14 protein-coding genes are annotated in these 14881 nt (G+C 69.5%); 3 read left to right on the top strand and 11 right to left on the bottom strand.

Annotated elements, in window-relative coordinates; all coding sequences use genetic code 11:
- Positions 1–6: 6 nt before the first annotated feature.
- The 8 genes from VQ067_RS14050 to VQ067_RS14015 all read right to left on the bottom strand — a co-directional run bounded on the left by VQ067_RS14050 (position 7) and on the right by VQ067_RS14015 (position 10401).
- Positions 7–1026: a TauD/TfdA family dioxygenase gene (locus tag VQ067_RS14050; protein WP_003139385.1), complete on the bottom strand. Its 1020-nt coding sequence runs from the start codon at positions 1024–1026 to the stop codon at positions 7–9.
- The gene (locus tag VQ067_RS14045) at positions 1023–2111 is read right to left on the bottom strand and encodes a TauD/TfdA family dioxygenase (RefSeq protein ID WP_033990522.1); all 1089 of its coding nucleotides are present in this window, start codon (positions 2109–2111) and stop codon (positions 1023–1025) included. The genes VQ067_RS14050 and VQ067_RS14045 overlap by 4 nt, the downstream gene beginning before the upstream one ends.
- Before the next feature lie 28 nt (positions 2112–2139).
- A complete protein-coding gene (locus tag VQ067_RS14040) occupies positions 2140–5889 on the bottom strand; it encodes a non-ribosomal peptide synthetase (protein WP_033990521.1) in 3750 nt (1249 codons plus the stop codon).
- A 95-nt stretch (positions 5890–5984) separates the two neighbouring features.
- Positions 5985–6602, bottom strand: coding sequence for a LysE family translocator (locus tag VQ067_RS14035; protein WP_003089383.1), 618 nt, complete (start codon positions 6600–6602; stop codon positions 5985–5987).
- A 109-nt stretch (positions 6603–6711) separates the two neighbouring features.
- Positions 6712–7578: an ABC transporter permease gene (locus tag VQ067_RS14030; protein WP_021264794.1), complete on the bottom strand. Its 867-nt coding sequence runs from the start codon at positions 7576–7578 to the stop codon at positions 6712–6714.
- Between the two features lie 16 nt (positions 7579–7594).
- Positions 7595–8443, bottom strand: a complete 849-nt coding sequence (locus VQ067_RS14025; protein ID WP_022580973.1) for an ABC transporter ATP-binding protein — start codon at positions 8441–8443, stop codon at positions 7595–7597.
- 7 nt (positions 8444–8450) lie between these two features.
- A complete protein-coding gene (locus VQ067_RS14020; protein WP_003089389.1) occupies positions 8451–9473 on the bottom strand; it encodes an ABC transporter substrate-binding protein in 1023 nt (340 codons plus the stop codon).
- 40 nt (positions 9474–9513) lie between these two features.
- A complete protein-coding gene (locus VQ067_RS14015) occupies positions 9514–10401 on the bottom strand; it encodes a TauD/TfdA dioxygenase family protein (protein ID WP_003144063.1) in 888 nt (295 codons plus the stop codon).
- 289 nt (positions 10402–10690) lie between these two features.
- Between VQ067_RS14015 and VQ067_RS14010 the strand changes: the two genes are divergently transcribed.
- Together VQ067_RS14010 and VQ067_RS14005 are read left to right on the top strand one after the other, a co-directional pair.
- The gene (locus VQ067_RS14010; protein ID WP_033990520.1) at positions 10691–10849 is read left to right on the top strand and encodes a hypothetical protein; all 159 of its coding nucleotides are present in this window, start codon (positions 10691–10693) and stop codon (positions 10847–10849) included.
- 54 nt (positions 10850–10903) lie between these two features.
- The gene (locus VQ067_RS14005) at positions 10904–11485 is read left to right on the top strand and encodes a helix-turn-helix domain-containing protein (protein WP_073665517.1); all 582 of its coding nucleotides are present in this window, start codon (positions 10904–10906) and stop codon (positions 11483–11485) included.
- A 76-nt stretch (positions 11486–11561) separates the two neighbouring features.
- On the opposite strand, the gene VQ067_RS14000 is transcribed toward VQ067_RS14005, so the two are convergent.
- A complete protein-coding gene (locus VQ067_RS14000) occupies positions 11562–12065 on the bottom strand; it encodes a hypothetical protein (protein ID WP_033990519.1) in 504 nt (167 codons plus the stop codon).
- On the opposite strand from VQ067_RS14000, the gene VQ067_RS13995 reads away from it, so the two are divergent.
- Complete coding sequence (locus VQ067_RS13995; RefSeq protein WP_162483300.1) at positions 11977–12303, top strand: hypothetical protein; 327 nt, start codon at positions 11977–11979, stop codon at positions 12301–12303. The genes VQ067_RS14000 and VQ067_RS13995 overlap by 89 nt on opposite strands.
- A 60-nt stretch (positions 12304–12363) precedes the next feature.
- Here the strand turns inward: VQ067_RS13995 and VQ067_RS13990 are convergent, their stop codons facing one another.
- Together VQ067_RS13990 and VQ067_RS13985 are read right to left on the bottom strand one after the other, a co-directional pair.
- Positions 12364–13617: an MFS transporter gene (locus VQ067_RS13990; protein ID WP_023095597.1), complete on the bottom strand. Its 1254-nt coding sequence runs from the start codon at positions 13615–13617 to the stop codon at positions 12364–12366.
- The gene (locus VQ067_RS13985) at positions 13617–14792 is read right to left on the bottom strand and encodes a serine hydrolase domain-containing protein (protein WP_023091776.1); all 1176 of its coding nucleotides are present in this window, start codon (positions 14790–14792) and stop codon (positions 13617–13619) included. Before VQ067_RS13985 ends, VQ067_RS13990 begins: the two co-directional genes overlap by 1 nt.
- Between the last annotated feature and the right edge of the window lie 89 nt (positions 14793–14881).

Below are 14881 nucleotides of genomic sequence, written 5' to 3'. Positions count from 1 at the left end.
ACGGGTTCAGGGTTGGTGGACATGCAGGTCGGTCATCGCCACCAGCACCTTGCGCTCGCCGGTGTACGGCTCGCGGCCGTGGACGCTGATGAAGTTGTCGAGCATCAGGACATCGCCGCGCTCCCAGGCGAAGGCGCGGGTTTCCTCGCGGTAGGCGGCGCGGATGGTGTCCAGCACCTCCGCCTCGATCGGGCTGCCGTCGCCGTAGTAGGCGTTGCGCGGCAGGCCCTGTTCGCCGACCTCGTCGAGCAAGGCCCGGGCCAGGGCCGGCGGCATGTTGGAGACATGGAACATGTGCGCGTGGTTGAACCACAGCGGCTCGCCGCTGAGCGGGTGGCGCACCATCGCCTGGCGCACCTGGCGGGTATTCAGGCGCTGGTCGTCGAGCCAGGTCCATTGGGTACCGGTCTGCCGGCAGTAGGCCTCGACCTCGGCGCGGCTGTCGGTCTGGAAGCCTTCCTGCCAGGTCAGGTCGATCTCCGGCCCGTAGTTGCGCACGTAGCACACCCCATGGCGGAGGAAGCGCTGCCTGATCGCCTCGGGTATCCGGGCGCTGACCCGGCGCTCGTCGGCCAGGGGCGTGCGGCCCTGGGTGGCGGGCGGCGTCTGGCAGTAGAAGTGGATGTAGCTCGGCCAGTTGTGCGAGTAGGACATTTCGTGGTGCGGCGGAATCCAGCCGTCCGGCGAGAACTCGGTGGAAGTGAACACCCGGTGCGCCACTTCCTGGCGCGCCGCCGCGCGCTCCAGGTAGTCGAGCATGTTCGGCGAAAAGCCTTGCACGGCCTGGGAGAAGCCCTCCGCGCCATCTACCGCGAAGCCACGAAACAGGATGCCGCCATGCCGCAGCAGGCTGTCGCGTAGCCCTGCGCCGGCGGCGGCGATCCATTGCCGCAGGTCCATGCCCGGCTGGCGCGCGCGGACGATGCGCAGGTAGTCGTTGGCCGGGTCGAGCAGGCTCTCCTCCACCAGGTCGCCGGCCGAGAGCTGCCGGGGGCGCAGGCGCGGCGCGCTGAACGAGGCGCTCATGCGGCACCTCCGAGCGCCAGGCGCGAAGGTGTCGGCGGGACGTCGGCGGAGGCCAGGCTGGAATACGGCGTGGACATGATGGTGAGGATCCGGCGCGGCCCGCGGAACGGCTCGCGGCCGTGCTGGGCGAGCATGTTGTCGAGGATCAGCACGTCGCCCACGCGCCAGTCGAAGCGCCGCGTCTCGCGGTCTATGGCGCTGCGGATGGTCGCCAGGGTCTGCGCCTCGATCGGGCTGCCATCGCCGTAGTAGGTCTGGTACGGCAGGTCTTCCTCGGCGACGCTGCGCAACAGCGCATCGCGCAGGCCCGGCTCGAGACTGCTGGCATGGAAGAACATGCCGTGGTTGAACCACAGGCGCTCGCCGGTATGCGGGTGGCGCTGGAACGCCGCGCGCCTCTGCCAGGTGCGCAGGTGCTCGTCGCCGATCCAGGCATGGGCGATCCGGTGCTCAGCGCAGAACGCCTCGACCTCGGCGCGGCTGTCGGTCTGGAACGCTTCGCGCCAGGACAGGCCGAGGCCAGCGCGGTAGTTGCGCACGTAGAGGATGCCCAGGCGCTCGAAGCGCTCCAGCAATTCGTCCGGCAGGTGGCGGAGCACCGACCGGTTGGCCGCCACCGGGGTGGCGCCGCCTTCGAGCGGCGCCACCTGGCAATGGAACATGATGTACAGCGGCCAGTCGGCGGTATAGGACTGCTCGTTATGCAGGAAGATCGGCTGGTCCAGCGGATGCTCGGTGGAGGTGTAGACCTCGCCGCTGACCTGGCTGCGCGGCGAGGAACGCTCCTTGTAGTCGAGCAGTTGCGGAGCGAAGGCGGCGGCGGCTGCGCGGAAGCGCTCCGCCGAGTCGACCTCGAAGCCTCTCAGCAACAGGCCGCCAGCCAGGTTCAGGTCGTCGTGCAGGGACTGGCCCTGCTCGCGAATCCAGTCGGCCAGGGACAGGCCGGGAGCCTGCGCCTCGATCAGCAGCGGCAGGCCGTCGCGCTCCGCCGCCGGGCGCCGCACCAGCGCCTCGCTGCTGCGCGGGGTGAGATTGCGCGGCCGGGCGAAGCCGCGACCGGTGAGACTGGGAGCTGTTCGTTCCATCGCTGTTCTCCGTGGGGGGCTCGAGTCGTCAGGAAGCGTTGCAGCCCTCCGGCGACATGCGTTTCGAGGTAGGTTCGCCGGCGTTCGCCAGCAGGCGCCACTCCCAGGCCTGGTGCAGGCGCTCGATGCGGTCCAGGTCGAAGATTGCGCTGGCCCCGGTCCAGACCGCCAGCCAGCCCTGCGGCTGCTCTTCCAGCCAGAGCGTCAGGTCCAGGCGCGCGCCGGGCACCGGGATGAAGTCGGCTTCGACGCGCACCCCGGCATCCACCGCCGGGGCCGCCCGACCGTTGTGCGCGCCGCAGGCGATGCGGATCGGCAGGCCGCTGGCGCCGCGCTGGCGCAGGGCCTGGGTCACGCATTCGAGGGGCACGTCCTGGTGTTCGAGCAGTTCCAGCAGGTCATGGCCGACCTGGCGCAGGCGCCACTCCGCGGACTGCCCCGGACGCAGGCCGACCGCCAGCGGCAGGAGGTTGACGAAGCAGCCGACCAGCCCCTGCATTTCCAGGCGCGAACGCCCGGCCAGAGCCACGCCGACGAGCAGGTCGTCGACGCCCAGTTCGGCGCCGAGCACTTCGGCGAAGGCTTGCAGCGCAGCGCTGAACGAGCTTACCGAGGCGCGTTCGGCCAGCGTCCGGCAGGCGGCATGGGCGGCGGCGGAAACCGGCAGGGCGAGGCGCTGGCCGGCGCGCCCGCCGCGCTCCTCCCGGCGCGCCGCCGCGGCGCCGGGAGCCTTCGCCAGCGGCAACAGACGCTCCGCCCAGCGCTCGGCGACGCGCTCCAGGCGGCCCGAGGCCAACGCCGCGCGCTCGCGGGCGGCGACCTGTTCCGGCGTGCTGGCGAGCGCGGCCAGGCGGCCGCCATCGAGCAGCGCCTTCAGCTCCGCAGCGAAGACCGCCAACGACACATCGTCGAAGGCGTAGTGATGGACGCTGAGCAGGAGGTCGGCGCGCGCGCTGTCGCGGGTGACGACCAGCAGCAGGCGCGCCGGCGCCTCGTGGGCGAGGTCGAAGACTCGCGCGCCCTCACGGCGCACGCCATCCTCCAGCAGCCGCTCGGCGTGAGCGGCGTCGCTCGCCAGCAGGCGTTGCAGGGGCACCGCATGCGCCGCCAGCGCATGCGGCTGCGGCCCGTCGACGCCCGTTTCGACACGCCGGCGCAGCGCCACATGCCGTTCCAGCAACTGGCGCAAGGCCTGTTCGATGGCGTCGGCCGTGGCGCCGACTATGCGCAGGTGGGCCAGCAGGTTGTAGGAGGTGTCCTCCGGCGCCAGTTGCTGGGCCACCCACAGGCGCCGTTCGGCGAGGCTCAGCCCGGCGGCGCCGGCGCTCGGCTCCGGCTCGTCGCCCTCGGGCGCGGCCTGGCGCAGCAGTTCCAGCAGGGCCTCGGGGGTCGCCGGGCCACCGGCGAACGCCTGCAACGGTACGCGGCGGGACAGTCGCTGGCGCAGCGTCGCGAGCAGGTGCACCGCCCGCAGGGAATCGCCGCCGGCGGCGTAGAAACCCTGCCCGGCGCGCGGCGGCGCGCCAAGCTGCGCCTGCCAGGCCTGGTGCAGCGCCTGTTCCAGCGGATCGCCGGGCAGCGCCTGCGGCTCGGCATCGGTCGCCTGGGGACGCGGTAGGGCCTTGCGGTCGATCTTGCCGTTGAGCGTCTTGGGCAGCTCCGCCAGGACCACGAACGCCGACGGCAACATGTAGTGCGGCAGGCTTTGCCCAAGGTGCTCGTTCAGCGCCTGGAGCGGCGGGGCGAACGGCGCAGCCAGGTAGCCGACCAACCGACGCAGGCCGGCGCTGTCCTCGGTGAGCATGGCGCAGGCTTCGCTCACCCCGGGAAAACTCGCCAGGCACGAGGCGATCTCGCCCAGCTCGATGCGGAAGCCGTTGAACTTGACCTGGTCGTCGAGCCGGCCGAGGTGTTCCAGCACGCCGTCCTCGCGCATGCGTACGCGGTCGCCGGTGCGATAGCGGCGCTCGCCGCTGCCCGGATCGACGCGGAAACGCTCGGCGGTCTGCTCCGGCTTGCCGAAATAGCCACGCGCCAGGCCGATGCCGCCGAGGTACAGCTCCCCGGCCACGCCCAGCGGCAGCGGCGCCTCGAAGCCGTCGAGCACCTCCACCGTGGTGCCGGGCAGCGGTCGGCCGATGGGCGGCTCGTCGAGCGCTTCGGCGTGCAGGTCCAGTTCGTGCACCGTCGAATAGGTGGTGTCCTCGGTCGGCCCGTAGAGATTGACCAGGCGCCGTACCTGGGGTTGGCCACGAATCTGTCGCACCAGGTGGCCGCGCAGCGGTTCGCCGGCCAGGTTCAGCGTGCGCACTCCGCCCGGCAGGTCGCCGAGGGCGAGCAGCGCGGCGCACACCGAGGGCACGGTATTGAGCAGACTGATCTCGTCGCGGCGCGGGTAGTCCGGCAGGCTGAACAGGTTTTCCACCAAGTGCAGCGTACCGCCTTCGGCCAGGGTGCCGAACAGCTCGTAGACCGACAGGTCGAAACACACCGAGGTCGCCGCCAGTACCCCGCTCCATTCTTCGGCGGCATAGTGCTGGCCGGCCCAGCGCAGGAAGGCATGGGCACTGCCGTGCTCGATGGCGACGCCCTTGGGGCGTCCGGTGGATCCGGAGGTATAGATGATGTAGGCGAGGTGCTCGGCGCCGACCTCGCTCGCGGGCAGCGCCAGGTCGTTCGCCTGGTCGCCGCCCTCCTCCAGCGCCAGGCATGGCCGGCCCAGCGCGGCGACCCGCTCGCGGGTGCTCGCGTCGACCAGCACCAGCAGGCAGTCGGCGTCGTCGAGCATGTAGGCCACCCGTTCCTCCGGGTAGGCCGGGTCCAGCGGGACGTAGCAACCGCCGGCGCGGAGCACGCCGAGCAGGCCGACCAGCAGGCCGCTGTCGCGCCGCAGGCAGACCCCGACCCGCTGCTCCGGAGCCACCCCGGCGGCGCGCAGGCGCGCGGCGAGCGCGGCGCTTTCGCGCTCCAGCTCGGCATAGCTGAGGCTGCGGTCGGCGGCGTGCACGGCGATGCGCTGCGGCGTGCGCCGCGCCTGGGCCTCGAACAGATGGTGGAGTACGCCGCGCGGCGGCGCGGCCTGGGGCTCGCTGCGCAGGGCCTGCAAACGGCGCTCTTCGTCGGCGTCCAGCCAGGGCAGCCGGCCGACGCAGGCCTGGGCGTCGACCAGGCCGCGCGCCAGGCGCGCGAGATGGCCGGCGATACGCCGCAATTCGTCGTATTGGGGATCGCGCAGAGCCAGGCCGACGCTGCCGTCCGCCGCCAGCACCAGGGCCAGCCAGCCGGGGCTGCTCGCCGTCGGCCGCGCCGCCAGCACCTGGACCGCGCAGCGCCCGGCCAGGGCGGCGCGCTCCTGGCCCTCGGCGGAGAGCTGCCGCCGGGCATCGTCGAGTTCTTCCGCCAGCCGCGCGCTACGTTCGGCGGAGGACTCCAGCGCCCGGTAGGCGGAACGTAGCAGCGCGGGCGCCTGCCGCCCGCGCACCGTGATCGGCTCGGGAAAACCCAGGGTGATCTCTTCGTTGCCGTAGCGTCCCAGCAGTACCAGGAACGCCGCCAGCCAGTGCGCCGCCGGGAACGCTTGCGCGGCCGCCTCCGGCTCGAACCATTGCCAGGCGCAATGCGGGTCGCGCAAGGCGATCCGCCCCGGCAGTTCCAGCCCCAGCGGGGCGCCTTGCAGGTAGCGTCGCTCCTGCGCAACCTCCGGGCGCGCTGCGCGTCCCGCGGTCAGCGCCTTGCCCGACGAAAAGCTGCGTAACGGTAAGCCATGTCGCTCCTGCATCGCTCTCCCCCTTCCGAGGCTGGGCACCGAGCGAAAAACTCTTCACGAAATGGCGACGAGTTACGAGCTAATACAACTGATAGGGTGGTGACAGGTCAGGCCGAATGATTTTCCGCCAGGATCGGGTACAGCGACGCGACCAACAGCAGCGCCATCCCTACGTTGAACACCCGCAGCCAGCGCGGATCGCGCAGCACGTTGCGCAGCATGCTGCCGAAACCGGCCCAGATTCCGATGGTCGGCGCGTTGATCAGGGCGAAGACCGTCGAGATCACCACCACGTTGGTGAAGTAGCCCTGCAACGGGGTGTAGGTGCTGATGGCGCCGACCGCCATCACCCAGGCCTTCGGGTTGACCCACTGGAACGCCGCCGCGCCCCAGTAGCTCAACGGCTTGCCACGTCCCTCCGGGTCGTTGCCGGCCGGGCCGGAGGTGGCGATCTTCCAGGCCAGGTACAGCAGGTAGGCCGCGCCGACGTAGCGCAGGATGGTGTACAGCACCGGGTAGGCCTCGAACACCGTGCCCAAGCCGAAGCCCACCGCCATCACCATGATGAAGAAGCCGCAACTGATCCCGAGGATGTGCGGGATGGAGCGGACGAAACCGAAGTTGACCCCCGAGGCCAGCAGCATGGTGTTGTTCGGACCGGGCGTGACGGAGGTGACGAAGGCGAACAGGGAGAACGCCAGCAGCAGATCCACGGAGAGCGACATTCGTTCCATCCTTTGAAGTGGGTGCGGGCAAGACGTTACTCCGCTTTGCCGCCGCGCCAGCGCAACAGTTGCCGAGAAAGTTGCCGTAACACTCCACCCGTCCGCCGCCCTAGCGTTGCACTCCCCAGCGCTTCACCGTGAGGCGCTCGATGCTGCCGAACACCAGGTTCTCCACCAGCAGGCCGATCAGCACCACCACCGCCAGGCCGGCGAATACCTTGTCGGTGTACAGCTCGTTGCGGTTCTGGAAAATGTACCAGCCGAGCCCGCCCTTGCCGCTGCTCGCGCCGAACACCAGTTCCGCGGCGATCAGCGTGCGCCAGGCGAAGGCCCAGCCGATCTTCAGCCCGGCGAGGATCGACGGCAGCGCCGCCGGCACCAGGATCAGCAGGACGAAGCGCAGGCCGCGCAGGCCGTAGTTGCGCCCGGCCATGCGCAGGGTCTCCGAGACACCGAGGAAACCGGCATAGGTGTTCAGCGCCAGCGCCCAGAGCACCGAATGCACCAGCACGAAGATCAGGCTATTCTGGCCCAGGCCGAACCAGAGCAGCGCCAGCGGCAGCAGCGCGATCGCCGGCAGCGGGTTGAACATCGCTGTGAGGGTGCCGAGCAGGTCGCGGCCCAACTGCGTGGAGACCGCCAGGCTGGTCAGAACGAAGGCCAGGACGATCCCCAGCAGGTAGCCCTTGAACAGCACCAGCAGGGAGATCCCCGCCTTGGCCGGCAGTTCGCCGCTGGCCAGGCCCTCGCCGAGGGCCCTGGCCGTCTGCAGGAAGCCTGGCAGCAGCAGGTCGTTGCCCTGGACCCGCGCCGCCAGCTCCCAGGCCAGCGCCAGCAGCGCCAGGATCAGCCCCTTACGCAGCCAGCCCTGTTGCCAGAGACGCTGGCCCAGGGGCAGGCGCTGCTCCAGGGGGACCTCCAGCAGGGGTTCGAGCTGGATTTCGTATTCTTCGCGGACGCGCGTGACTCGACTCATCGATCGGCTCCTTTGCTCAGTGGGCCAGACGGATGTCGGCGAAGTCGAGGGTCGCGGCCACCGTCGGTTCGCCGCCCTCGTCGAACAGCAAGCGGTGGATGCGTCGCGCCGCGGCTTGCAGCGCTTCGCCACCCAGGCTGTGCAGCCCGAACGGGTGGCCGTGCACTTCGGCCCGGACCCGCCCCGGGTGCGGCGAGAGCAGCAGGATGCGGTTGCCCACCACCAACGCCTCCTCGATGGAATGGGTGACGAACAGCAGGGTGAAACGCACCTCTTCCCACAGGCGCAGCAGTTCTTCCTGCATCTTTCGCCGGGTCAGCGCGTCCAGCGCGGCGAACGGCTCGTCCATCAGCAGGATCTTCGGCTGCATCGCCAGCGCCCGGGCGATCGCCACCCGCGCCTTCATGCCCCCGGACAGCGTGTGCGGGTAGGCCTCGGCGAAGCCCGCCAGGCCGACCTTCTCGAGGCATTCGTCGGCGCGTCGCTCGGCCTCGTCGCGCGCCACCTGGCCGGACACCCGCAAGGGGAACAGCACGTTCTGCCGTACGGTCTTCCATGGCGGCAACTGGTCGAACTCCTGGAACACCACGATACGGTCGGGTCCGGGCGCCCTGACCGCCTGTCCCTGAAGGCGGATCTCGCCCTCGCTGGGCGTGATGAAGCCAGCCACCGCCTTGAGCAGGGTCGACTTGCCGCAGCCGGACGGGCCGAGCAGGACGAAGCGATCGGCCGGGTCGACTTCGAAGCTGACCCGCTGGGTGGCCCGCACCACGCGCGAGCGGGTGCGGTATTCGAGGCTGACTCCGTCCACCGCCAGCAGGGCGTCGGCGGGGAGCGTGGAAGGTTGGCGGGAGGCGGCGTTCATCGGCGTCTCAACTCCCCTGCAACGGCGCGCCGTCCTGGAAGAAATAGTCCTGCCAGGAAGCCGGCTTGTTGCGGATCGCACCGACCCGGTAGAGGAACTCCGCCAGCGGATAGGTGTTCTTCGGCGTGACGCTGAACTCCACCTGCGGATTGGCGATGATCTTCAGCAGCGCGGCGCGGTCGATCTTCGCCCCGGTCACCCGGATATAGGTATCGGCGGCCGCCGCCTTGTCGTTCTGGGCGAAGGCCGCCGCTTCCTTCAGCGCCTCGACGAAGGCCCGGTAGGTCTTCGGGTTGTCCTGGCGGAACTTCTCCGTGGCGAACAGCACGGTCGGCGAATTCGGCCCCAACAGCTCGTAGCTGTCGAGCACCACGTGGACCTTCGGGTTGGCCAGCGCCTGGTCCTGGAACGGCGGGTTGGAGAAATGCCCGGTCAGCTCGGTGCCGCCGGCCACCAGCGCGGCGGTGGCGTCCGGGTGCGGCAGCGCCACGGTGTACTTGTCGAGGCGGTCGAACTGCTTGTCGCCCCACTGCTTCGCCGCGGCGTACTGGAGGAAGCGCGACTGCACCGAAACCCCCACCGCCGGCACGGCGATGCGATCCCCGGCGCCGAAGTCGGCGATGCTCCTGACCCGCGGGTCGTTGCTCAGCAGGTAGTAGGGGAAGTTGCCCAGCGAGGCCACCGCCTTGACGTTCTGGCGCCCGCGGGTACGGTCCCAGATGGTCAGCAGCGGACCGACGCCGGCACCGGCGATATCGATCGCCCCGGACAGCAGCGCATCGTTGACCGCCGCGCCGCCGGACAGTTGGGTCCAGTCGACCTTGATTTGCAGGCCCTCGGCCTGGCCGTGCTTTTCGATCAGGCGCTGGTCGCGGACCACGTTGAGCAGCAGGTAGACGATGCCGAACTGCTCGGCGATGCGGATCTCGCCCTCGGCCTGCGCCGGCCGGCTGGCCAGCAGCGTGGTGGCGAGGCTCAGGCCCAGGCCGAGCGCGGCGACCAGGCGGGTGAAACGGGGAATGCGGTTCATGGAAACGCTCCTGGCGAAAAGGGGGAAGCGCGCGCCGTCGTCAGAACGGCGCGTCGCCCTGGATGGTGGTGCGGTAGAGCTTGCGCCGCAGGTGGGCCGGGCAACCGCCAGCGAGATGGATCAGCGAGCGGTTGTCCCAGAACACCAGGTCATGCGCCTGCCAGCGATGCCGGTAGATGTGCTCGGGGCGCACGCTGTGCGCATACAGCTCGGCGAGCAGTTGGGCGCTCTCGTCGGCCGGCAGGCCGACGATGCGGGTGGTGAAACCTTCGCTGACGAACAGCGCCTTGCGCCCGCTTTCCGGGTGGGTGCGCACGATCGGATGGACCACTTCGCGCACCTCGGCGAGCTGGGCGGCGCTCAGGGTCGGCCGCCAGTTGCCCTCGAAGCGCGGTTCGCTGTAGCGGGCGGTATAGGAATGCGCCGCCGTGCGTCCCTCGATCGCCTTGCGCAGGGCCTCCGGCAGGCTGTCCCAGGCCTTGTGCATGTCGGCGAACAGAGTATCGCCGCCCTCCTCCGGCAGCTCCTGGGCATGCAGCATCGAGCCGAGGCTCGGCAGCTCCTTATAGGAAAGGTCGGAGTGCCAGAACTTGCCGGCATCGCCGAGACCGACGGGCTGGCCGTTCTCGACGATGTTGGAAACGATGAGGATCTCCGGATGCCCTGGGAGCAGGAACTGCTTCAGCACATGGATCTGCAACTCACCGAAGCGCCGGCTGAAGGCGATCTGCTGCGCCGGGGTGATGCGCTGCTCGCGGAACACCAGCACATGGTGGTCCAGGTGCGCCCGATGGATACGGCGGAAGTCCTCGGCGGCCAGGGGCAACCCGAGGTCGAGGCCGAGCACCTCGGCGCCGAACGCGGCATCGAGGGCACGGATCTGCAAGGGAACGTCGGCGCGCGCTGGCGCCGGAAGGGAAACGGACATCGCTGACTCCCACGCAAGCCCGGACACGCCGGGCACGAGATACCGCGCGAGGCGGCATGGATTCGGTGCGGCGCGCCGATTGGTCGGCAGGTACGCGAGAGTCTTTAATTTATTGGAATAAGAAAATTAATTTAAATACCTTTAAAGAATATAAATATGCTGCTCGGTACGGTTCGGCGTTCCTTGTAAGCACAAAAATGAATTAATAAATAAAAACTTAGTATTTATGGCTCTAAGCGGCGAAGGGATAGTCTGGCTGCCATCGAACCCGCCGCCCGAGGAATGCCTCATGGACCGCACCGACAACGTCATCGATTTCGCCCGCTACCGCTCGCGCCGCCAGGCACGCCGCCTGTGCGAAATGATGTGGGCGGTGTACGCCTGGCGGGCCGGCTACGCCGTGCCGCAACCGCCAGCCAGGCACGACGAGCGCAGCCGCCGGGCCTGACCGATGAACCTGCCCGCCAGCGATGGCGTCGCCCACCTGGAACTGGCCGCCGGCGTGCATACCGAACCCGATGATCTGATTGGCCAGCGCGTCGCCCACAACCTGCTGCGCCTGCGCGGCAAGCGCAATCTCTCGCTGGACGCTCTGGCGCGGATTTCCGGCGTCAGCCGGGCGATGCTGGCGCAGATCGAGTCCGGGCGCAGCGTGCCGTCGATCAAGGTGCTGTGCAAGATCGCCCAGGGCCTCAAGGTGTCGGTGGCAGCCTTCCTCGACGATCGCGCCTTCGCCGGCGTCGCCGTGCTGCCGGCGCAACAGAGCAAGCGCCTGGTCAGCGCCGACGGCGCCTTCACCAGCCGCGCGCTGTTCCCCTTCGATGTGGCGCGCCAGGTGGAGTTCTACGAACTGCGCCTGCGCGGCCTCGGCCAGGAAGACGCCGAAGCCCACGCCCCCGGCACCCAGGAGAACCTGGTGGTGGCGCAAGGGGTAGTGGAAGTGCGGGTCAACGAAGAGCGTTTCCTGCTCGCCACCGGCGACTCGATCCTGTTCTACGCCGACCAGCCGCACAGCTACCGCAACCCCGCCGATAGCGAAGCGCTGGCGTACCTGGTGATGACCTACCCGGAGCGCCTGGACTGACCCCCGGCCTTGCTGCCATGGACGAAGAAAGGCCCGCCCGGTCATCCCGGGCGGGCCTTTTCCATCCGGCGACGGATCAGCAGGTGCAGCACATCATCGGCATGCCGTTGCAACTCATCATCATCGGCATGCCGCACTCCATCATCTTCGCCATCAGCATGCAGCAATTCTTGAACATCTCCATGTCCATGCCCTGCATCGGCATCATCCTGCAATGCAGGGCGTCGCCCTGCATGGAGCACTCCATCATGCACTTCATCGGAGCCATGCCCATCATCGGCATGCCCATCCCCATGCCCATCGTCGGCATCATCGCCATGCAGGCCTGGGACATGCCCATCATCGCCAGGTTGCCGCACTGCATCATCATGGGCATGCCGCAGTTCATCATCATCGCCATCATCTCGGCGCTGTTGCGGAACTGGCCCAGGTCCATGCCCATCGCCGGCATCATCTTGCACAGCATGCCGTCGTCCATCGTTTCGCACTGCATGCTCGCCATCATCATCGGCATGCCCATCATGGGCATCATCGGCATGGCGGCATTCATGTTCATCGGCATCTGCATGGCGTTCATCATGGCGGTAACTCCTGTAGGCGAAGCGGGGGTAAGTGCGACTGGGGCCGATTCTAGGCAGCGCCGGCGCACCGGCAAGATGCCGGTGCAACAGCCGCGCCGGGCGCTGCATGGCGGCTACCGGCGAGGCAGCGAAGGCGTTCGGCGCAATGACAGCGGATTCCGCTGCATGACGGAGGAGCGCATCGTCGCGACAGGTATTTCGACGCGATGGATATTCGAATCTGGCCTATCCAAATAACCCAAGTGAATAAACGTTCTAAGACCCGTCGCGTTTTTTGCCTCGCCCGGCGGCGCCCCTCTATTCCGCCGCTTTCCGGCGTTCGGACGATGCCCTGGGGAAACCGCGCGGGCCGACGCGGAACGCGTGCGCGGCATTGCCCCAGGCCAGCGCCGCGGCCAGGCCGATCAGCGGCAGCAGGGTCCAGGGCAGCATCTCGCTGCCCCAGCGCTGCAACACCATGCCGCCCAACGCTCCGCCGCCGGCGATGGCCAGGTTCCAGGCCACCACGATCATCGACTGGGCCAGGTCGGCGCCCTCCCCGGCGGCGTCCGCCGAAGCGGTCTGCAGCAGCGTCGCCGCGCCACCGAACGTCAGCCCCCAGAGGGCCAGGCCGGCGAACGCCAGCCAGCTCCAGCGAGCGCCCAGGCACAGCGCCAGCGCCGCCACGGCGAACAGCGCCAGGCTGGCCAGGACCATCCGCCGCAGGTGCCGGTCGACCAGCGCGCCGACCAGCCAGATTCCCGCCACCGCGGCGCTGCCGAATACCAGCAGGGCCAGGTCCACCGAGGCGCCCAGGCCGACCTTGGCGAGGAACGGCGCGATATAGGTGTAGAGGATGTTGTGCGCCAGCACCCAGGCGACGATCACCAGCAATACCGGACGCACGCCCGGCGTGCGCAGCACCCCGAGCAGGCGCAGGCGCCGCCCGGCCGGCTGGCCAGGGAAGTCCGGCACGCTGTGCAGCACCCAGCCGACCAGCAACAGCGCGATCAGCGACAACAGGCCGAAGGCCCAGCGCCAGCCGAGCAGGCCGCCCAGCCAGGTGCCCAGCGGAACGCCGAGCGACAACGCCAGCGGCGCACCGAGCATGGCCACCGCCAGCGCCCGCCCTTGCTGCTCCGGCGGCACCAGGCGCCGCGCGTAGCCGGCCAGCAGGCCCCAGGCGAGGCCGGCGGCGACGCCGCTGCCGAAGCGCGCCAGCAGGGTCAGGCGGTAATCCGAGGAAACGGCGGTGAAGCTGTTGCAGACGAAGAAGATCAGCAGCGCCAGCAGCAGCACCCGGCGCCGCCGCCAGCCCTGGGTCAGGCTCGCCGCCGGCAACGCGGCCAGTAGCGAACCCAGGGCATAGACGCTGACCAGCTGCCCGGCCAGCGCCTCGCTGACCGCCAGCCCCGCGCCGATTTGCGGCAGCAGGCCGGCCGGCAGGGTTTCGCTGAGAATGGCGACGAAGCCGGACATCGCCATCGCCAGCAACGCGCTCAGCGGCAGCCGCGGCGCCACGGCCGACGCAGCGGCCCCGGCGTTCTCCGGAAATGCTTCGCGGCGTCCCATCAGCGCACCTCCGCGGAACGGTAGACGGCGTCGCGCAGGTCGTTGACGAAGCGTCCCGACATGCCCTCGAACAGGGTGTTGGTGAGCGCCACCACCGACAGTTCGCGGGCCCGGTCGACGAACCAGGAATGCCCGTAGGCGCCGCCCCAGCGCCAGGTGCCGGGAGACTCCGGCGATTGCGCGATGGCCGGGTCACGCAGCACGGAGAAGCCCAGGCCGAAGCCGAAACCGGGATTGGCCGGCAGTTCCAGGCCGGGTACCTGGTCGCGGCCCATTTCCTCCACCAGGCCAGGCGTCAGCAACGGCGCGCCGCCCTGGCGAAGGACCTCCAGAAGGCGCAGCACGTCGCCGGCGCTGCCGATCATCCCCGCCCCGCCAGACGCATAGGCAGACGGCTCGAAGGCCCGACGCGGCTCGAAGCGAATGCCGACGCAGTCCTCGAACGGCGTGACGGTCTCCCGCTCGGCCATCCGCCGCGGGCGTGGCCGGTCGCTGACGTAGACCGCCGCCAGGCGTTGCGCGTCGGCGCAGAGGAAGCCGCTGTCGCGCATGCCGGCCGGAATCCCGACCCGCTGCCGCAGCGCTTCCGCCAGCGGCCGCCCGTCGACCCGCGCCACCAGCGCGCCGAGCACGTCGGTGGCCAGCGAATAGCCCCAGGCGCGGCCGGGCTCGTAGAGCAAGGGCACGGAGGCCAGGCGACGGAGATTCTCGGCCAGGTCGAAGCCCGGCAGGTCCATGCCGTCGGAAATCCCGGCGCGGGCATAGGGGCCGTCTGCGTCGGCTTCGAGGAAGCGATAGCCGAGGCCGGCGCTGTGGCTCAGCAACTGCCGCGGCGTGATGCGCGCCTCGCGGCCGTCGGCCAGGCGCGGACGGAACGCCGGCAACCAGTCGGCGATCGGCTCGTCGAGGGCCAGCCGGCCCTCGTCCACCAGGCTCAGGGCGGCGACGCTGACGATCGGCTTGCTCACCGAGGCCAGGCGGAACAGGCTGTCCTCGCCCATTGTCCGGCCGGCCTCGCGGTCGGCCAGGCCGGCAGCCCGTCGATAGAGCCACTGCCCCCGGTGCGCCACCAGTACCACCGCTCCCACCAGGCGCTGGTCGGCGAATGCCGCCTCGATCGCCTGATCGACATGTTCCGCCAGGCTGCGCCCTGGCCCTCGTTCGAAACCTGGCATGCAGGACTCTCCGCGGACGATGAAGGATGCGGACAGGCTAAGAGCGCTGCAAAAGCGGAAAAAGACGGATAGAGTTCCGCTCTATCCGG

This window comes from Pseudomonas sp. KBN12P06040 (assembly GCF_037574965.1).
GTDB lineage: Bacteria > Pseudomonadota > Gammaproteobacteria > Pseudomonadales > Pseudomonadaceae > Pseudomonas > Pseudomonas aeruginosa.
This window is presented reverse-complemented; position numbering and strand designations above follow the sequence as displayed.